Annotated in this window: 20 protein-coding genes; all 20 read left to right on the top strand. The window is 44.7% G+C overall.

The features are described 5' to 3' along the window. The first annotated feature begins 37 nt into the window (after positions 1-37). Positions 38-2,755, top strand: a complete 2,718-nt coding sequence (locus L1028_RS01935; RefSeq protein WP_234530604.1) for a stalk domain-containing protein — start codon at positions 38-40, stop codon at positions 2,753-2,755. 57 nt (positions 2,756-2,812) lie between these two features. Next, the gene (locus L1028_RS01930) at positions 2,813-3,973 is read left to right on the top strand and encodes a sensor histidine kinase (RefSeq protein ID WP_042131343.1); all 1,161 of its coding nucleotides are present in this window, start codon (positions 2,813-2,815) and stop codon (positions 3,971-3,973) included. Between the two features lie 4 nt (positions 3,974-3,977). Continuing rightward, positions 3,978-4,700, top strand: coding sequence for a response regulator (locus tag L1028_RS01925; protein WP_042131342.1), 723 nt, complete (start codon positions 3,978-3,980; stop codon positions 4,698-4,700). A 237-nt stretch (positions 4,701-4,937) separates the two neighbouring features. Further along, on the top strand, positions 4,938-5,384 hold the full coding sequence (locus L1028_RS01920) for a glycosyltransferase family A protein (RefSeq protein ID WP_234530593.1): 447 nt from the start codon (positions 4,938-4,940) through the stop codon (positions 5,382-5,384). A 126-nt stretch (positions 5,385-5,510) separates the two neighbouring features. Further along, positions 5,511-7,514 (top strand): ATP-dependent helicase ComFA, encoded by a 2,004-nt coding sequence (locus L1028_RS31595; protein ID WP_234530591.1) that lies wholly within the window; start codon positions 5,511-5,513, stop codon positions 7,512-7,514. After that, positions 7,511-8,329 (top strand): ComF family protein, encoded by an 819-nt coding sequence (locus tag L1028_RS01910; RefSeq protein WP_234530579.1) that lies wholly within the window; start codon positions 7,511-7,513, stop codon positions 8,327-8,329. The genes L1028_RS31595 and L1028_RS01910 overlap by 4 nt, the downstream gene beginning before the upstream one ends. Positions 8,330-8,498: 169 nt before the next feature. Further along, the gene (locus tag L1028_RS01905; protein ID WP_234530577.1) at positions 8,499-8,909 is read left to right on the top strand and encodes a TIGR03826 family flagellar region protein; all 411 of its coding nucleotides are present in this window, start codon (positions 8,499-8,501) and stop codon (positions 8,907-8,909) included. Positions 8,910-9,011: 102 nt separating this feature from the next. Further along, on the top strand, positions 9,012-9,296 hold the full coding sequence (gene flgM, locus L1028_RS01900) for a flagellar biosynthesis anti-sigma factor FlgM (RefSeq protein ID WP_234530575.1): 285 nt from the start codon (positions 9,012-9,014) through the stop codon (positions 9,294-9,296). Between the two features lie 12 nt (positions 9,297-9,308). Continuing rightward, the gene (locus L1028_RS01895; protein WP_234530565.1) at positions 9,309-9,809 is read left to right on the top strand and encodes a flagellar protein FlgN; all 501 of its coding nucleotides are present in this window, start codon (positions 9,309-9,311) and stop codon (positions 9,807-9,809) included. A gap of 54 nt (positions 9,810-9,863) precedes the next feature. Next, positions 9,864-11,447, top strand: coding sequence for a flagellar hook-associated protein FlgK (flgK, locus tag L1028_RS01890; RefSeq protein ID WP_234530563.1), 1,584 nt, complete (start codon positions 9,864-9,866; stop codon positions 11,445-11,447). A gap of 15 nt (positions 11,448-11,462) precedes the next feature. Next, positions 11,463-12,380, top strand: coding sequence for a flagellar hook-associated protein FlgL (flgL, locus tag L1028_RS01885; protein WP_234530561.1), 918 nt, complete (start codon positions 11,463-11,465; stop codon positions 12,378-12,380). Between the two features lie 16 nt (positions 12,381-12,396). After that, a complete protein-coding gene (locus L1028_RS01880) occupies positions 12,397-12,963 on the top strand; it encodes a DUF6470 family protein (RefSeq protein ID WP_234530559.1) in 567 nt (188 codons plus the stop codon). 114 nt (positions 12,964-13,077) lie between these two features. Then, positions 13,078-13,524 (top strand): flagellar assembly protein FliW, encoded by a 447-nt coding sequence (gene fliW / locus L1028_RS01875; RefSeq protein ID WP_234530557.1) that lies wholly within the window; start codon positions 13,078-13,080, stop codon positions 13,522-13,524. Between the two features lies 1 nt (position 13,525). After that, positions 13,526-13,768 carry a carbon storage regulator CsrA gene (gene csrA / locus L1028_RS01870; RefSeq protein WP_234531154.1) on the top strand — a complete coding sequence of 81 codons (243 nt, stop codon included), beginning with the start codon at positions 13,526-13,528 and terminating at the stop codon, positions 13,766-13,768. Between the two features lie 242 nt (positions 13,769-14,010). Continuing rightward, the gene (locus L1028_RS01865; RefSeq protein ID WP_234531153.1) at positions 14,011-15,216 is read left to right on the top strand and encodes a flagellin N-terminal helical domain-containing protein; all 1,206 of its coding nucleotides are present in this window, start codon (positions 14,011-14,013) and stop codon (positions 15,214-15,216) included. Positions 15,217-15,353: 137 nt separating this feature from the next. Further along, entirely contained in the window at positions 15,354-15,743 is a 390-nt protein-coding gene (locus L1028_RS01860) for a flagellar protein FlaG (protein ID WP_234530545.1), read from the top strand. 17 nt (positions 15,744-15,760) lie between these two features. Further along, positions 15,761-17,647, top strand: coding sequence for a flagellar filament capping protein FliD (gene fliD / locus L1028_RS01855; protein ID WP_234530543.1), 1,887 nt, complete (start codon positions 15,761-15,763; stop codon positions 17,645-17,647). A gap of 19 nt (positions 17,648-17,666) precedes the next feature. Next, positions 17,667-18,077 carry a flagellar export chaperone FliS gene (fliS, locus tag L1028_RS01850; RefSeq protein WP_234530533.1) on the top strand — a complete coding sequence of 137 codons (411 nt, stop codon included), beginning with the start codon at positions 17,667-17,669 and terminating at the stop codon, positions 18,075-18,077. Beyond that, positions 18,070-18,411 carry a flagellar protein FliT gene (fliT, locus tag L1028_RS01845; RefSeq protein ID WP_234530524.1) on the top strand — a complete coding sequence of 114 codons (342 nt, stop codon included), beginning with the start codon at positions 18,070-18,072 and terminating at the stop codon, positions 18,409-18,411. The genes fliS and fliT overlap by 8 nt, the downstream gene beginning before the upstream one ends. 235 nt (positions 18,412-18,646) lie before the next feature. Further along, positions 18,647-18,844, top strand: a complete 198-nt coding sequence (locus L1028_RS01840; protein ID WP_019915069.1) for a cold shock domain-containing protein — start codon at positions 18,647-18,649, stop codon at positions 18,842-18,844. Positions 18,845-19,035 lie beyond the last annotated feature (191 nt).

Here is a 19,035-nt window from a genome sequence, read left to right as displayed (position 1 = left end):
GAGATGGGAGAGTTACGTTGAAATGAATGAAGTTTTCATGGAGAAGAAGAGTAGCGAGGTTGTACGGGGAATAAGATTATCTTCCACTAAAAAGTGGATTGCTGCTTCATTGGCTGGTGTGTTATGGATTATGCCGGTAATCGGCAGTGAAGGTATGATGCTGTTTGGTCAGGGGTCTGCACCAATCGCAGCTGCAGCCACAGCTCCTTTTAAAGTAAGTAAGCTGGGAGAAGAAGTGATTACTTCGGGCGCCATTATGATGAAATATAAATATACTACTACACGTTCTGGGGCGAGTGCTTCTGGGCTTGCGGATGTCATTCGTGTAGATCTTAACAATCCATATGTTTCTTTAGATGTAATGACTGGTAAAGGTGGAAACCTGACTACGCGGCAAAGTACTGGCGGGATGGCCAAGGAAACTGGAGCCGTGGCCGCAGTAAATGGCGATTATTTTAATACAGGTGGAGAGGGTGCTCCGATCGGTGGACAAGTATCAGGTGGAGTACTGGTGTCTACCCCTTCACAATTGGATGGAATGTATGCCTTTGCAGTGACAAAAGATCGCAAACCTATTATTGACGAGTACAGCTTTGAGGGGATGGTAACCGCGCCAGATGGCGCACAGTTTGAGATCTCCGGTATCAATAAAGGTGCTTATAGCCCTGAAGGCGGAAGCTCGACTTATAGTCATGCTAATGCTATGTATATCTACACAGATGTATGGACTGCACTCGACCGCCCTAAAAATAGCTCTACCACTCCAACAGAGGTTCTTGTTGAGAATGGTGTAGTTACTCAAATTTCAGAAAATGCTGCACTCCCTACGGCAGTTCCAAAGGGGGCTTATATTTTGCGGGCACATGGCTTAGCCGCACGATATGTTACTGCCCATTTGACGGTAGGACAACCTGTAACAAGTGTGTACTCTCTGAAATCTAAGACTACACAGCAATCGCTAGATCCTGCGAATCTACAAACAATGATTGGCGGACATACGATTCTAGTAAATAACGGAAAAGCAGCAACGTTCTCTCGTTCTACTAGTAGCATTGGAGGCTATCGTGCTCGTACGGCTTTAGGATATTCTCAAGACGGACGTTATGTATATATCATAGCTACTGAGAAAAATGGCAATAGTTCAGGGATGTCTCTAACCGAACTGCAATCATTTATGACGAATATCGGAGTCTGGAAAGGTCTTAATCTCGATGGAGGTGGTTCTACAACGATGGTAGACCGGCCCCTCGGTGAAACCTCTACTACACTAACTTTTAATACAGAGTATGGTACAGAGCAACGTAGCATCGTTAACGGGCTTGGTGTCTACACTAACGCACCGCAAGGTGAAGTGAAAGGGATCAAAATTAGCGGAAGTTCCGCACTGCTGGTTGGACAAAAGGCAACGTATTCTTTAAAAGGTTATGACACTTACTACAACCCTATTGATGTAGCAGCAGGTAATCCTACTTGGGTATCAAGCGGCGGAAGCGCAACTGTAAGTGCGGGAGAAGTAACAGCAGTGAAGCCAGGTACCGTCACCTTAACAGCTAAAAGCGGTGCTGCAAGCGCCTCTACAACCGTTACAGTTCTGGGTGGAGAAGATCTATCCAGTATGAGTGTAGGTACAGCTACAGCTCCACTGACAACCGGAACTACTGTGTCTGTCCCTGTTACGGCAGCTACGAAGAGTGGAACAACTATTAATGTTCCGGATTCAGCCCTGAAGTGGGAGTTTGTAGGCTTTAAGGGAGCTGTAAAAGATGGCAAGTTAACTGTAAACGCCGTTGATGCAGGGGTTACTACAGGTTACGCTATTGCCCGTTATGATGGATTTAGTGCAGTCGTAGTATTATCAACAGCAGCAGCTACAACATGGGAAGATTTCGAGAAGGTAAGCTATCCAATTGACTTTACTACCAATGTTCCAGCGGTACAGGGTACTGCAACAATAGTGGATGGAACGGCTGAAAGAGTAGGCTCCAAGGTGCTGTCACTCAGTTATGATATGACGGCTGGAAGCGGGAAAATGTATGCTTATGCTCAGCTTAATGGTACAAGCGGAAAAACAGTTCCAGCGCTTGCAACTTCGATGTCGGTTGATGTGATGGGCGATATGAGCTTGAACTGGTTACGTGCTGAATTTGTAGACAACAGTGGAGCTACAGCTTATGTGGATCTTGCGAAGATCATCGATTGGAATGGTTGGAAGAACATTAACATTGACTTGTCAGGCTCAGGCATTAAATTCCCAGCAACGCTGAAGAGACTCTATGTAGTCAACGTAGAGGAAGGCCAAGATGAACGGGCGAAGACGGGTACAGTTGCCGTTGATAATATCAAGTTTACAATGCCATCGCTTTCTAGTGATGCAGGCTTACCGAAAGGTACGGCTTCCATGAGCATTGGCTCGAAAGCAATGACCGTAAACGGAACAAAGAAAGCTATTGATGTAGCTCCAATTGTAAAAGACGGCAGTACTTATGTGCCAATTCGGTATGTCCTTGATGCTTTCGGAGGCAGCGCTACTTGGGATCAGGTGAATAAGAAGATCATGGTATTACGCGGAGCCAAGGCACTGGACCTTACCGTAAATAAAAAGGAATATCTGCTGAACGGTAAACGTCAGAGTGCTGAAGTAGCACCAATCATTTTACAAGGTAGGACTTTAGTGCCATTAAGACTAGTTTCTGAACAGCTAGGATTAACTGTAAAATGGGAACAGAAAACGAAGACCGTAACTATCGAATCGTGATATGTTAATATAAAGGAAAACCTTTATAACGATTCGATAGAAAAGGGGCAAGCATCCGTGGAATTTCAAGCCGATGCGATTGATCGCGTCATTAAAAATACCATCGACGTGATGGAGAGCAGCAAGTATCAGATTTTTGAAATATTGCAGGTTGCGCGTGATGAACTTGCTGCACTCAACAAAGAACTGCAGCGGGTCATGGACGAAACGGATGAGACATTGAAAAAAGTAGACAAGCTGGAGCTGCAGTATCACCGCTCCAGAATCCGGCTGACAGAGGTCAGCCGGGACTTTGTCCGCTACTCGGAGAAGGATATCCGTATTGCCTATGAGAAGGCTACGGAGCTACAGCTCGAACTCATGATGACGCGTGAGCGAGAGGTCTATCTTCGATCAAGACGTGATGAATTACAAATGCGAGTGCGCAGTGTCGAAAATTCTGTAGAGCGTGCAGAGTCCATTGGTTCGCAAATGAGCGTAGTGCTCGAATATTTGTCGGGAGAACTAGGTCAGGTGACGAGAATTGTCGAATCTGCGAAGAACAGACAGATGATAGGACTCAAGATAATCCTGGCTCAAGAAGAAGAACGGAAGAGAATTGCCCGGGAAATTCATGATGGTCCTGCTCAAATGCTGGCGAATCTAGTCCTTAGGACGGAAATTGTAGAAAGAATGCTGGTAAAGCAGGAATTTGGGTTGGTGCAAGACGAAGTAATAGATTTGAAAGGACAGGTTCGATACAGTCTGGAAGAAATGCGTAAGGTCATCTTTAATTTACGACCGATGGCTCTCGATGATTTGGGATTAATTCCGACTTTGCGGAAATATGTACATGATTTTGAGGAGAAGACGAAGCTAAGGACGACCTTGGAAACCAGAGGTCAGGAACATCGACTATCTTCAGCCATGGAGGCAGCGGTATACCGATTGGTCCAGGAAGCTTTGTCTAATGCAGCTAAACACGCCTACCCGAGTTTCGTATTGGTAGAGATTACTTACCAAGCGCAGTTAATTAAGATTGTGATTAAGGATAATGGATTAGGTTTTAATGTGCAGAAATTAAAGAATCCGCAGGGCAATCGTGAAAGCTTCGGGCTAGTAGGTATGCGGGAACGTGTAGAGCTGCTTGAAGGCAGAATGGAAATCATATCAGCCGAGAATCAGGGGACAACAATTGTGATCCACATTCCGACGAACGTGGAGAAAGGGAAGGAGTAATGTGATGGAGAACTTAAACTCTACTAAAACGCCCATTAAAGTTCTTTTGGCGGATGATCATCAGCTTTTTCGTGAAGGGCTGAAACGTATTTTGAATATGGAGGAGGATATCGAAGTCATCGGTGAATGTGGTGACGGTATCCAGGTATTAGAGTTCTGTAATGGAACTAAACCAGACATCGTACTGATGGATATTAATATGCCTATTGAGAATGGCGTGGAGGCCACTCAAAAACTGCGGGAAATGTTCCCGGAGGTTAAGGTAATTATTTTATCGATTCATGATGATGAGAGTTATGTGTTTGAAACCCTTCGTAAGGGTGCTAATGGTTATTTATTGAAGGATATGGAGGCTGAATCCCTTATTAATGCGATCCGTTCGGTCTGTGAGGGACACGCTTTTATACATCCAAAGGTTACCGGAAAGCTTATCAATCAATTGCGGCGCATGACGTACCTTAATGAGACTGGAGTGGCTGCAGATACGGTAGTGAAGGAAGCCGGTGTTAAGTTTGTGGCCGGTGACAACAATCCTCTAACACGTCGTGAAGCAGAAGTACTGCGGCTGATGGCGGAAGGTAAGAGTAACAAAATGATCGGTGAGTATTTGTTTATTAGTGAAAAAACAGTTAAAAACCATGTGAGTAGTATTTTGCAAAAAATGGAAGTGGATGATCGTACGCAAGCCGTAATCAATTCGATCAAATATGGTTGGGTAACCTTATAAAAATATCTACAGATTTACGTTACATATAGGAATGAAATCAAGGAGAGCACAGCTTGTTCCTTGAAAATATAAGAAAGTATAAGTTTCACACCATACTTTATGTCTTATATTTCTAGCTTAAACGTTTACCGTCCTTGCAAGGATGCCGAAGGCGTTTATGCTTGATAGGAACTCTGGGCAGTCACCGACCTTTTAAAGCCGGCATATAGTGTTGGTATACAGAGGAGGTGCATCTCCATGGTAGCCCAGTTGATATGGATTGCGGCTGTTTATGTATCCGCTGCAGTGATTATTCATATGCTGCATAATCGGCAGAAGGTGCGGCAGACACCGCAGTCCGTGAAATGGATTCATTATATTTTGATTACCCGCAATCATGCATCTGTTGTGGAATGGTACATTCGGGCGCTGACATTTCAAGCTTTTTTAACTGGAAAACGATTTCGAGTAACGTTCATGGATGATGGCTCGAGCGATGGAACCCTTGGAATTGTTTCCAGGCTGGCTGATAGTGGCTGCTCTATCGATCTTGCAACATCTATGTACACTTTTCAGGTGAGTGAAGAAGAGTTGCAGCGACAAGGGATTGTGGTAGACTTGCGGTTGTCAGGGCAGTCTGTTTCGTTGCCTTTTATGGGGATGGCAGGAAGTAGGGGATGCGAATCAAAGCGCGACAGATTTTAAGTAAATATGTGAGTAACGGGTGAAGCACACTCTCCAAGAAATGGAGAAGTGTGCTTTTTGCGTTTGAGGCAGGGAAAGTGATGTGGGCAAGAGCGATTAATGGTGAGACTTAAGGAGGCCGATTTTATGCAAGTTGCTGTATATGCCTTGGAATGTAGAGGGTTCTGGAGTGCTTGGATTTCTTTAGATCTTACAGTAGATAGATGGTGGCGGTCTGGCGCTGGGCCGGAGAGTCAAGGTAGAGACTTAGTGACGGTGGACAAGCTGGTCTTATTATCTCCTGCACTGCCGCTGGGCTGGGCGGTGAAGCTGCGCGATCGTTTTAAACAAAGAGACGGAATGAGGAACTGGGGGGCTAAGGAGTGGGGTCAATACGTAAGCAGTGTTCTTGAGCCAGAGTTGAAGGAAGAGAGGGAAGCAGGAGGAATAGCCGAGGAAGAGTGGCTTAGTCAGAGGGTGTCACTATGGCGGGCTTCTGAACTAAGGGGGGGATTTATAGAATCGTCTAAGAAAAACAATGATTGCAGAGGAAATGATCTCGATTATGCTTTGCTTGAATCGGAGGTAGAACAACTCGTACATGCGGTGGCCGGCCGCTCTTTGCTGCAGCCGGAAATAGAGGCGTTACTGGCAGAAGGATTGCCAGAGCTGACAGGTCGTTGGCGCCAGGCGGCACAACTGGCGCATTTGCAGGGGCGGCTTACGTTTGCCGCCGCCGTTGGTAGTCACGCCCCGGCTGCGCATGGGGCATGGGCCCGCCAGCTCCCTGCGAGCGCTGGCGCTCTGGCGCGTGCGGCGGCTAGGCTGCCGCACGTATTGTGGCGCGGCGCTGTCGCTCGCCGCGCGATTTCGCGCTGCCTGCGTTGCGGCAGCGCTCCGACCGGCCGCACGGCATGCGCCGCGTGCGGCCTTATGGGCTGCGCCTATTGCGAGGCCTGCCTCGCACTTGGGCGCAGCCGGGCTTGCGCGCTGCTGCTACGCAGCGCAGCGCTTCCGGCCGTGCGATGCACGGCCGCCCTTGACCCCACCGTGGCCGCAGGCCGGTGGGGGTTAAGTCCAGCGCAGGCGGGAGCCGCTGGCGCTGCGCTGGGTTTTCTGGCGGAGCGGCGCGAGCGCTCCGCCAAAATGTGCCCAGAGCGTTTCCTGCTCTGGGCGGTGACGGGAGCCGGGAAGACGGAGATGATCTTCCCGCTCCTAGAGGCCGTGCTCGCCGCCGGTGGGCGGGCGCTCGTAGCGACGCCGCGCCGCGACGTCGTACTCGAGCTCGCCCCGCGGCTCGCGAAGGCTTTCCCGGCGGAGATTCTCGCCGTGCTTTATGGCGGCAGCACAGAACGCTGGGTGAGTGGTCGCTTAACGCTCGCGACCACCCATCAGCTGCTGCGCTTCCATCGAGCCTTTGATCTCGTTATCATAGACGAGCTGGACGCATTTCCTTACCACAATGATCCTATGCTGGCTTATGCCGCAGAACAAGCTTGTAAGGTAGATGGTTCTTTTATCTACTTATCAGCCACACCACCGCAAGAAATGCAGCGGTTGGTACGCTCAGGTAGACTTCCACATGCCAGAGTGCCTGTCCGCTTCCATGGTCATCCTTTGCCTGTACCGCAGCATCTGACCATGACATCCGTTCAAACATGCCTAAAGCGTGGGATTTTACCTAGATCTCTCATACATACGCTTCGTAAGTCGCTCGAGCGCGAGGCGCAAATCTTTTGCTTTGTATCTCGTATTGCTCATATTGAAGGATTACTGGTGCTGCTTCGTCGGAGCTTTCCTGGCGTAGTTATCGAGGGTACTTCCTCCAAAGATCCCTTCCGGGCGGAAAAGGTAACTGCTTTTCGCAACCGTGCTATCTCCCTATTAGTAACCACTACAATTCTGGAACGAGGAGTTACAGTGCCACGCAGCGATGTATTTATTTTGGATGCGGATAGCGATCTCTTTGACGAAGCCTCCTTGGTTCAGATGGCGGGTCGTGCCGGGCGATCTAAGGATGATCCTGCTGGGCGTGTTGTATTTGCCTCTCCCCAGTGGACCCGATCACAGCGAGGAGCGATCTCCCAGATACGTACTATGAACATCATCGCTCGCCGTAAAGGATACATTAGCAAGGAGGCGCCGAGATGAGCTCCCTGTTCTCATGGTTAACCAAATCTCGGGCACTCTTGTCCCCTTCCGTAACTCCATGCTTAACCTGTGGCAAGCGTAATCCTGGATCCTCACAATTTCCTGGAGTTTGCAGAATATGCGTAGAATCCATTCCTTGGATACGTTCCCCTCGTTGCCTGAAATGTGGTCGGCATGTGGGCTGTCCCGACTGTGCCCGTAGTAGTGAACCGTCACCGATTATTTGTAACCGGAGTGCAGTGGCCTACACTAGCGTTATGAGAGAATGGCTGGGTCAGTATAAATATCGCGGAAATGAAAGATATGCACCTTTACTTGGCCTCATGCTGGATAGAGCGTATCTAACTTTGAAAGAAGAGAAGCATAGTGCTCTTTTATCCCGAAAACCATCCATAATCCATCGCTCTTGGTCTGCTGATTTGTTAGTGCCGGTGCCTGTCAGTAATTCCCGGCTTATGGAGCGGGGGTTTAATCAAGCGGAAAGATTGGCGGATGTGTTATCTAGACGTAGGAAGGTTCCACAGCTTCCGTTGCTGATTCGCACACACCATACGGGGAAACAGAGCTTTAAGAGCCGAGCGGAACGACTAACAGATATGAAGCACGCTTTTGCAGAGAATCCGGCAGTAACAACACAATTTGCGGATTGGATGAAAAGGGAGGTACCTCTAAATCGTCCTGTTCGGATTATTATTGTTGATGATATTTATACGACGGGCAGTACCATTCGTGCGTGCGCTGAAATAATACAACAAATGGGTTCAGATTATGGTTATGCGGTAGAGGTGTATAGCTTAACTTGGGCACGTTCCTAAGAGGAGCAAAAATGCATGATTGTGAACAGCTCCATTCAATTTTTAAGAGAAACATACACTTAATAGGGTTTCTTCCGTCCCATAGACGAATTCCCTGCAATCATGTAATCTAGGAGCATAAGAATATTATGCGTTGTACAGAATGTACGGAGAGGAGCGGCTGCTTGTTATGAATCTAGACAATTGTCCAAGGTGCGGCCGGTTGTTTGTTAAGAATCTTATGGGTTTGTGCCAGCCTTGCATCAAAGAGCTGGAGCATGAATATGAGATCTGCGTCGATTATTTGCGGGAGAACAAAGGAACCAACATTCAAGAGCTGTCCGATGCTACGGGAATTTCGATTAAGGAGATCACCCGCTTTATTCGAGAGGGCCGGATATCTATAGCTAATGCTCCTAATATGATGTATCCCTGCGAGGTGTGTGGAACGCTGATTCGCGATGGGCATATGTGTGATAGCTGCCGTTCTCGGCTAAGGAAAGATCTCACGAATGCCGCCAAGGAAAGTGCTGCTGAGGATTCTACCAAAAAGACAACAGACGGTGCATATCGCGCCATAGATAAGTTGCGTGACCTATAAAATCTGCAAAAAAACGTTTGCAGCTATAAAGTATGTTTCAGTCTACGCCGATAAACTTAGTAAAGATTATCGGCTTTTTTATATTAGAAGGAAGGTGAAGTTATGAAAATTAACGAGACCGGACGAATTAACGCGATGAATCCGTATCAACGCAGCGCGGATGCGCAAAGGCAGGAACAAATGAAGAAAAGTTCACGCAAGGATGAGGTTTCGATCTCTGATGAAGCAATTCAGCTCTTGCAAGCACAGAATTCTGGTAATGATGCTGAACGTGCACTTAAGATCGACAGTTTGAAGCAACAGGTCTCCGCAGGTACCTATCAAGTAGATGCAGCTAAGCTAGCAGAGAAACTCGCCCCTTACTTTAAGCGATCCTCCGAGAATTAGGTGAAACCATCCATGGCATTGACGACATTAATAGAACTATTGGAGCGGCTGGACGAAGTGCATAACCAAATGCTGGAGCTGGCCGCTGAGAAAAAACAGACGATTATGGACAACAAGGTGGATGGATTAATCGACATCCTGAACCGTGAGTCCAAGCTAATGAAGCTGATTGGACAGCTCGAGGAACAGCGGATCGCGGCAGCATATACAGTTCTGCAAGGCGTGGGTATTCGTTCCAACTTGAACCTGAACCTAACTGAGCTGTCCAGACTTATATTTGACCCTGAAGACAAGGCACGACTGCTGCATATTCAGCAGAAGCTTTCTGGCACTTTGCACCGCTTGAAAGAAGCAAATGAGCTTAATCAGAAGCTGATAGAGCAGTCGCTTACTTTTATAGATTATTCTTTGGATCTGCTAGTCGGAAGACCGAATCAGGATATCACATATCATCATCCGTCCGATAAGGGCAATGGCGTAAATCGGTCGGGGATTTTTGATGCACGAGGCTAGAATTGTACTGATGAAGTGTTCTGCTGGAGCAGAACATAAGGAGGAGTAAGAAGCATGACATCCACATTTCACTCGATAGAGACCGCGAGACGCAGCCTTTTTACTCAGACTGCAGCTCTTAATACGACTGGACACAATATCGCAAATGCGAATACCGAGGGTTATACTCGTCAACGTGTTAATATGAAGGCCGCTTTACCTATTGAAGCGTACGGATTTAATAAATCTACCGTTCCTGGTCAAATGGGTACAGGGGTGGAATTCTCATCTATCGATCGGATTCGGGAAATGTTTCTGGATGATCAGTACCGTGGTGAGAATTCTGCATTTGGAAACTGGAAACTTCAAGCAGACACACTCTCTAAGCTGGAAGCGATTGTTAACGAGCCATCGGATACAGGTATTCGTACAGTTCTGGATAATTTCTGGAAATCATGGTCAGATCTTAGTAAGAACCCGGAAGATCCTACTGCTCGTAAGATTGTAGTACAAACTGCACAATCTTTGACTGATGCCATGAATTATATGAGCAAGCAATTAGATAATCTTGATCGGGATCTAACTACTAATATTGAGGTTAAAGCAAAAGAGGCTCAGGGCTACCTGACCGCTATCGCAGACTTGAATAAATCGATCTATAAGATCGAAGGTATGGGTGATCAGGCGAATGATCTACGCGATCAACGTGATCTGATGGCGGACAAGCTATCCAAGATTGCTAATATTACCGTCGTGGAGACAGAAGCTGGTTATAACGTTTCTCTGGGTGGACAGCCACTGGTAGAGGGTGGAGAAGTTACTGCAAACGTAGATAGTGCATTTCTTAATAATGCTTATGCCGCTGGAACTTTGAAGGGCGGCGAAGCTTACGGAATGATTTTCTCCAAAAATACGTATGTGACCGACTACAAGAAACAACTCAACGATATGGCTAGTACGATTGCTACTGGTAACGTTGAAGTTACAATACCGGCAGGTTCTAATCTTCCTGAGGGTACGGTGTTGACTAATGATGCTAAGATTACTCAAGCAGATGGCACCGTAGTTACTTTGGCCGCTGGTCAAGCAATGCCTAAGGGAGCAACGATGTATGAGGACGCTAAGACCATTGTCAAAGGCTTGAACGGACTTCACAAATTAGGTTATGCGATGGATGGAAGCTCTGGTCGTGATTTCTTTGTAACTTCTGGTGATGCTGGAACGATCAAATTGAATCCGGAAATTGCTGCAGATGTTAACTTATTCGCAACCTCGTTGCGCACTACTGTAGATGCAGCTGGGAATACGCAAGTCGTAAAAGGAAATAACACCTTGGCATTATTACTGACGAACCTCAAGGATAGTAAATTTACAACGCCGGACGGTAGCATTAGCAATACTGTTGGTGGACTTCTTGGCTCCATGGTGGGTCAGCTAGGTATTCAATCACAAGAGGCTGCACGTCAAACTGATAACTCAGATTATCTTGTAGAGCAAGTTAATTCTCGTCGTCAATCTGTTAGCGGAGTATCGCTAGATGAAGAAATGTCGAATATGCTCGTGTTCCAGCACGCTTATAGTGCCGCTGCGCGTTTTATGACTACTTTTGATGAACTGCTCGACAAATTGATTAATTCCACCGGCACAGTCGGCAGATAAAAGGAGATATAGCATATGTTGAGAGTAACCTCTAACATGATGAATTCACAGCTTCTGCTTAACCTAAACCGTAATGCACGTACGATGAACGACACACAGCTACAGCTTTCAAGTGGTCGCAAAATCAATAAGCCTTCCGATGATCCGGTAGGGATTACGTATTCCCTACGCTACCGTGCGGAGCTTTCATCTAATGAGCAATATACTAAGAATGTAGACAGCGCTCTTTCATGGCTGGATTATAATGATACCGTCCTAGGTCAAGCTGGGGACGTTGTTCAGAAGATTCGTGAGTTGACAGTACAAGCTTCGACAGGTACTAATCCGCAGTCAGCACTAGACAGTATCAATGCAGAAGTGTTGCAGTTAAAAGGCCAACTTGTGGATATAGCTAACAGTACGCTTAATGGCAAGTATATCTTTAATGGCGAGCAATATAACACGAAACCTTATGATTTCGTTAAAGGTGCAGATGGTACATATGATGTATCTAAGCCGATTACAACAGATGCCGGGCAGATTCAGTTTATTGTAGGTGAAGATGTGCGTATGCCTATTAGTACGACAGGTAATGACGTATTCGGTAACACTGGGGATGCGGATAATCTGTTTGCAATTATTAATCAATTATCAGGTGCGTTAAAGTCAGGTAATTTCACAGGCATATCGGCACAGCTTGGTTCAATTGATACAAGGATGGAAAAAATTCTTACGGCTCGCTCTGAAATAGGGGCCAAAACTAATCGCGTAGAGCTGATGCAGGATCGGCTTAGTGATTTGAATGTAAACCTAACGGATCTTCAAGCCAAGACCGAAGATGCCGACTACGAAGGTTTGATTATGAATTCAAAGATTCAAGAGAATATCTATAATGCCTCTCTGTCTGTAGGTGCAAAAATTATATCTACCACTCTTGTAGACTTTATTAGATAGAAGAGGTGGATTCTCATTGATACAGCCGATGTTGCAAATTCGTCAGACTCCTGCTCTGTTAGGTATTGACGCTGATCCGGGCGCATATTCGATCGCTCAGCCTAAGGCGGAGTTTAGTGTAACAACTACTCCGGGTGAACTAACAGTTCAATCCACTAGGCCCGAGCTGACAATAGATCAGTCCCGTGCTTGGGAGGCTTATAACGGTGGAAAGATGCTGGATATGAACAAACGGATTTATTCTGGCATTCAGCAGTTATACCTTCAGGGCATTGCCCGAAAGGTTGAGCAAGGGAATCGGATGGCTGAGTTTTTTAGACCGGGTAATACGATTGCAGAAGTGTACGGTACAGATACCGAACCAAATTCTTTTCCTGAGATTCGCGGCCCGGCATCATACGATAATGTGGATATTCACATTGAAACGAGAGCCCCGCAAATTGATTATCGAGCCGCAAAAGTGGATATTCAGGTGGAGATACATAATCCGGAAATTGAATATACCCGTGGCAAGTTAAATATTTATATGCAGCAATACGCTTCGATTCAGTTTATTCCACCAGAATTGAATGTTCAATTGTAGCTTCTTAAGCTATAGATGTGCCAAGCGCCTCTATAGCTTTTGTGCTATATATAATGTACTAGGATTTTGTAAGAAGTTAGTTTTGCGATGCAAAACTTTTGAGGAGTGAATAATTTGAATATAGAAACACTATCTTGGGGCAAACTGGAAGTAAATGAGGAGCAAGTATATCATTTTCCCAAGGGACTACCTGGTTTTGATGAAGAAACAGACTTTGCTTTGATCGCGATGGCGGAGACACCCTTTTGGTATCTGCAGTCAATTAAAAATAAAGGACTATCTTTTCTTTTGGGTGATCCATTTGTTTTTTATCCGTCCTATGAGTTTGAGTTACTGAATGAAGAAGCTGAAGAACTAGGTATAGACAATGAGGTTATTGTTCGGTGTGTTATTACATTGAAGGAACAAGTCGAGCTGTCCACGATTAACCTTTTAGCTCCTATTGTACTGAATCCTGTAGGGCATTCTGGCAAACAAATCGTGCTGCATAAAGCACCTTATCATACGAAGCATAGCCTACTGCAAGAGCAGTTGGTTATCGATGGAAAGGACGGTGGATGATATGCTCGTACTTTCCCGCAAAAAAGGGGAGTCCATCGTCATTCAAGATCAGATCGAGCTGACAATTTTAAGCGTGGATGGTGACACAGTAAAGGTTGGGATTTCTGCACCCAAGCATGTCGATATTTTTCGTAAAGAGGTATACCTCTCGATTCAAGAGGCTAACCGTGAGTCTGTTGCTCCACAGCAGACTGATCTTAACGCATTGATCAATCGACTTCGTGGTGTAAATAAGAATGATTAATTAACATATTTCGCATATATAATGTAGAACCTGGGACTGTTTAAACGCAGATTCAGGTTTTTTGTTTTATTTTGGAGAATTTAACCAAGAAATTTAAAAAAAACTTCGAATTGCTCTAAACAGTTGGGTGCATGCCGTCGATATATGTATTAGACGCTGAGCCGGCAGGGCGGCCGACCTTAATGGATCGGCGTTTACCACATGGATGTGGAACTAACTTAATTTCAGGGAGGAAATATCAAATGATTATCAACCACAATATCGCGGCGATGAACACTCACCGTCAACTGACTGCAAACACAGCTAACACTAACAAAAATATCGAGAAATTGTCTTCCGGTCTTCGTATCAACCGTGCCGGTGACGATGCTGCCGGTCTGGCAATCTCCGAAAAAATGCGTGGTCAAATCCGTGGTTTGGATATGGCTTCCAAGAACTCACAAGATGCGATCTCTTTGATTCAAACCGCTGAAGGCGCATTGAACGAATCCCACAGCATCCTGCAACGTATGCGTGAGCTGTCTGTTCAATCCTCCAATGATACTAATACAGATGCTGACCGTAAAGAACTTCAATCCGAAGTAAAACAATTGGTTACTGAATTGGACCGTATTGGTAACACTACTGAGTTCAATACCAAGAAGTTGTTGGATGGTTCTGCAAAGGGTGTAACTGAAGCAGTAGCTGGTACTGCTAAAGTTAACAATAACTCTGGTGTCAAAATTGCTGCTTCAGAAATAACTGCTTTGAATACAAAAGCTGGTACAGCTGCTACAAAATCTAATGTTGACGGTGCTTACATGATTGTAAGAACTGGTACTAATGGGGCTGCAGGAGCATTTGATGCTACTGATTACAAAATTATTGGACCAAATGGTAAAGAAATAACGACTGCTGCTACTAACATCACAATTACAGATACTGCTGTTGCATTTGGAACAGATATTCTTGCTGGTGCTGCATCTTTAGCTGTTACTAGTATGAACGCTATGAAAGTCGGAGAAAGTATGACTTTTGTATTTGGTAAAGATGAAGCTGCTAATGATAAATTGGATGACTCCATTATGACACAAATTGGTGCGAATGCTGGTCAAACCGCATTTATTTCCATGGGAGATATGCGTGCAGAAGCTCTTGGCGTAAAAACCATTGATATTTCCAGCAAGTTTGGTGCGGCTACTGCAATCGAAACCGTTCAAAACGCTATGCAAAAAGTTTCTTCCCAACGTAGTAGTCTGGGTGCTATGCAAAACCGTTTGGAACACACCATCAACAACTTGGGTGCTGCTTCCGAGAACTTGAGTGCAGCTGAGTCCCGTATTCGTGACGTTGACATGGCTAAAGAAATGATGCAACAAACGAAAAACAACATTCTTGCTCAAGCTTCACAAGCTATGTTGGCTCAAGCTAACCAACAACCACAAGGTGTTCTACAATTGCTTCGTTAATTTCTTCTTGTTTGACCAAAGCCCCGGGGAAACCCGGGGCTTTTTTTCTTTTTTTTCTTGACAGGTATCAAATCCTAAATTATCCCTAAATGAAACCGATATATACAATATAAATAGCGTTGCTGGAGGCCAGGATAATGAATGTACAGTTTTCACTCACTGCCAGTTCTACGTTAAACAGACCTAGCGGTACAGAGAGCAATCACAGCACAGAGTCTACGCCACAGATAAAATCACTCACTCCAATTCAAAATACTAAGGAGATGAGCTTGAGAGAGAAGCAAGGTGTGAACGTATCTGTTGCTGAAGAACAGCTTATTCGAACCATTGAGCGAGCAGTGAAATCTCTACAAGGACCTCAGACTACGTTGGAGATCAGTATCCACGAGAAGACGCATGATATTATGGTAAAGGTACTTAATAAAGATACTGGTGAATTAATTCGTGAAGTTCCACCAGAAAAAACGCTGGATCTCGTTGCTAAAATGATGGAAATTGCAGGCATACTTGTAGACGAGAAAATCTAACATTTGGAGGTGCTGATTTGGTTACAAGAATCAATGGATTTTCGGGTATGGATATTGATAGTATGGTCAAGAGCATGATGGCAACTAAGCGTGTACCACTGGATAAACTCAATCAGGATAAGCAAGTATTACAGTGGACTAGAGAAGGATACCGAGAGCTGAACAGTGTGCTCTATGATTTTCGTACAAATAAATTAAATGATAAATATAAAAAGTCCGATTCCTTAAATGTGAATAAAGCTGTGACCACGGGGAATACAACTGCAGTGAAGGCCGAAGCCACTGCAAATGCAACTAAAGTTGATATGAAGGTAAGTGTGACTAAACTTGCTACCACAACTACTCTTCAAACCATCGGCTTAGGTCAAGGTATACCCAGTTCAACTTCATTGGCACAGTTAGATGGGGTGGATTTGTCAGAGCTTTCTGAAGAAGAAGAGGCTGCATATCTTAAGAAAGGATTTGACATCACTATTAATGGAGTGAGTTTTAAGGATAGCGCGGGTAATTCTCTGTTTAATGGTCTCACTTCTATATCTTCTCTGGTAGCAGCGATCAATTCTAATACAAAGGCTAATGCTGTTGCAAGTTATGATGAGATTACAGGGAAGTTATCAATCGCCTCTAAAATTGGTGGTGCAGAAGGGACAGTTAAAGTTGAGACCCCAGCTGGTAGCAATTCATTACTGGCACTTTTTTCAAAGAAAACAGTGGTGGAAACTAACGGGGCAGGCATAGGTGTCACAAGTGATAAAACACTCGCTGATTTGCAAAAAATGTTGGATGGGAAAGAACCTGATCCGGCTGCTCCGGTGAAATATTATAGTTTTAATATTAACGGGAAGAGCTTTTCATTTAAAGCCTCCACCACAATAGCAGATGTTGTGACAGCGATAAATACAAAACCAGATGTCAACGTGACGGCAAGTTTTGTAGATGGTAAACTAACGATTACCGGTAATTCCGCTGGAGAGGTGAAAATGAGTGGAGCCTCCTATGAATTTTTAGGCCTATTCAAAGGAGCAGTACCTTTTGCAGAAGGCGCGGATGCGATCAAAGAGGTTACTAAGGGTGAGAATGCAGAAGTCACGATTAATGGAGAGGCTATCAAAAACGTTACCAGCAACGTCTTCACTATCAATGGGGTTCAACTAACATTACTGGATGTGACCAATAGCAGCGGTACAGACATTCCTACCAATGTTAAAACTCAAAGTGATCCAGATAAAGCGCTGGAAACCATCAAGGGGTTTATGGAGGACTATAACGCTCTAATAAAAGCACTTAATAGCAAAGTTAATGAAACTAAGTATCGTGACTTTAAACCACTATCAGATGAGCAGAAAAAGGAAATGAAAGAAGGAGAAATTGATAGTTGGACTGAAAAAGCCAAAAGTGGTTTGTTCAAAAACAACGACATTGTCACTAGTCTTCTATCAAAAATGAGAGAAGCGATAACGGAGAAGCTTGGAAGCCTTAATGCAATTGGTATAACCACAGGGAATTATATGGAGAACGGTAAGTTAGTTATATCGGATGAGACGAAGTTGAAAAATGCTTTAAGTGCAAATCCACAGCTCGCTATTGATTTATTTCAAGGTACCGCAAATGCTCCACAATCAGGTATCTTTAATAAAATAGCAAATAACATTACGAGCACCTTAGATATGATCTCTGATCGTGCTGGTACCAACAAATTCTCAATGGATTTAAATAGTACCTTTAAAGAGGAAAGTATTATTGGGAAACAACTTAAAAGTTATAATAGTCGAATCACTACTATGCAGAAAAACCTTCAAATGGTAGAAAATCGTTACTACAAGCAATTCTCAGCGATGGAAAGTGCAATGAACAAACTGACGACACAGTCCTCCAGCCTGATGTCCAGCTTGGGACTATCTTAAAATAAAGGGTGAGACAATCTTGCTTACATCTCCTTATGAGAAATACCGACAATCATCTATCCAAACTTCCACGCCTGCACAGTTGGTTGTAATGTTGTATGACGGTGCAATTCGTTTCGTGAGAACGGCAATGGACGGGCTGAGAAAGCATGATTTGGAGAAGACTAATCTTAACCTTGGCAAAGCTCAGACTATTATCAGCGAGTTAATGAGTACCCTTGATTATACTTATGAAATATCAAAAAATTTATACTCAATGTATGAATATACGAATTTTCTGCTGGTTGAGGCTAATATTCGTAAAGATCTAGTTAAGGCAGAAGAAGCGTTGGGCTACTTAACGGAATTGCGAGAAACTTGGCTACAGGCTTCGAAGATCGCGACAACTCAGGGGCTAGAGCCGTTATCTACGGAAAGTGCAAATGGATAAAGATAAGCTTGTTGTAGAGTTGAAGCAATTGACGCAGAATATAATGGAGCGGTTATACGAAGTCGAATTTGAAGAGTTAGAGTCTTTCGTGGACGAGCGTCAGAAATTGATTGATGACATTATCCGACAGTTCTCGTTGGTTCCTGCAACGGAAGCGCAAAAGGTCGAAATTGAACGAATTTTGCATCACGATTCAGAAATCACTGCTCGCATGAACACTCTTTGCCTCGAGGCTCTGGACTGGTTGCAGAAGCGCAATCAAGCCAAAGCACAGCGCAGCGCATACGAGGCTGCTTACACTCCAGATAGCTTTCTAATGGATCGCAGAAAATAATATATTTCAGTGTTTCGCTATAGGAGTAGACGGGTATTAAATACCGTCTGCTCTTTTTTTGATCCTTACGCCTCAGCCATTTCTTGATTATGGTAAATTAAACGTCCTATTCTACGTGGTAAATTATTGCATGTAAACATTTACTTTTCCAATTGACAATGAAGAAGTTACGGTGGTATAGTCGATTTGTGAGCAAGACTCACGTTCATCTGATGACGAAGGGAATGTTTAATCAATGGAAGGTAAAGTAAAATGGTTTAACGCAGAAAAAGGTTATGGTTTTATCGAGACTGCAGACGGTGGCGACGTATTCGTACACTTTTCCGCGATTCAAACTGACGGTTTCAAGACTTTGGATGAAGGCCAATCCGTAGAGTTCGATATCGTTGAAGGCGCACGCGGACCACAAGCAGCTAACGTAATCAAATTATAATCATACGGCTAAGCCGACCTACATATAAGTAGATGGTTAGCAATTTAGACAGCGCTAGCAAGGATCTTGGGAATTCTCCCAAGGTCCTTTTTTTATGTGTTTGGGGCCCCCGCAAAGTACCTGAGTATGCATCGAAGTAAAGCTTCTCTTTGTGGGGATATTTTGTGTGCTCATAAGCCTCTATCAAGGCA

The sequence above is a fragment of the Paenibacillus pseudetheri genome (assembly GCF_924513355.1).
GTDB classification, from domain to species: Bacteria; Bacillota; Bacilli; order Paenibacillales; family Paenibacillaceae; genus Paenibacillus_AQ; species Paenibacillus_AQ pseudetheri.
Note: the sequence above shows the minus strand (reverse complement) of the source record. Positions and strands in the feature narration are given on the sequence as shown.

Bases quoted from the DNA above. Each gene is read 5' to 3' on its own strand.
- L1028_RS01935 (WP_234530604.1), top strand. From the start codon at position 38: ATGGAGAAGAAGAGTAGCGAGGTTGTACGGGGAATAAGATTATCTTCC.
- L1028_RS01925 (WP_042131342.1), top strand. From the start codon at position 3,978: ATGGAGAACTTAAACTCTACTAAAACGCCCATTAAAGTTCTTTTGGCG.
- L1028_RS01920 (WP_234530593.1), top strand. From the start codon at position 4,938: ATGGTAGCCCAGTTGATATGGATTGCGGCTGTTTATGTATCCGCTGCA.
- L1028_RS31595 (WP_234530591.1), top strand. From the start codon at position 5,511: ATGCAAGTTGCTGTATATGCCTTGGAATGTAGAGGGTTCTGGAGTGCT.
- L1028_RS01910 (WP_234530579.1), top strand. From the start codon at position 7,511: ATGAGCTCCCTGTTCTCATGGTTAACCAAATCTCGGGCACTCTTGTCC.
- L1028_RS01905 (WP_234530577.1), top strand. From the start codon at position 8,499: ATGAATCTAGACAATTGTCCAAGGTGCGGCCGGTTGTTTGTTAAGAAT.
- flgM (WP_234530575.1), top strand. From the start codon at position 9,012: ATGAAAATTAACGAGACCGGACGAATTAACGCGATGAATCCGTATCAA.
- L1028_RS01895 (WP_234530565.1), top strand. From the start codon at position 9,309: ATGGCATTGACGACATTAATAGAACTATTGGAGCGGCTGGACGAAGTG.
- flgK (WP_234530563.1), top strand. From the start codon at position 9,864: ATGACATCCACATTTCACTCGATAGAGACCGCGAGACGCAGCCTTTTT.
- flgL (WP_234530561.1), top strand. From the start codon at position 11,463: ATGTTGAGAGTAACCTCTAACATGATGAATTCACAGCTTCTGCTTAAC.
- csrA (WP_234531154.1), top strand. From the start codon at position 13,526: ATGCTCGTACTTTCCCGCAAAAAAGGGGAGTCCATCGTCATTCAAGAT.
- L1028_RS01865 (WP_234531153.1), top strand. From the start codon at position 14,011: ATGATTATCAACCACAATATCGCGGCGATGAACACTCACCGTCAACTG.
- L1028_RS01860 (WP_234530545.1), top strand. From the start codon at position 15,354: ATGAATGTACAGTTTTCACTCACTGCCAGTTCTACGTTAAACAGACCT.
- fliT (WP_234530524.1), top strand. From the start codon at position 18,070: ATGGATAAAGATAAGCTTGTTGTAGAGTTGAAGCAATTGACGCAGAAT.
- L1028_RS01840 (WP_019915069.1), top strand. From the start codon at position 18,647: ATGGAAGGTAAAGTAAAATGGTTTAACGCAGAAAAAGGTTATGGTTTT.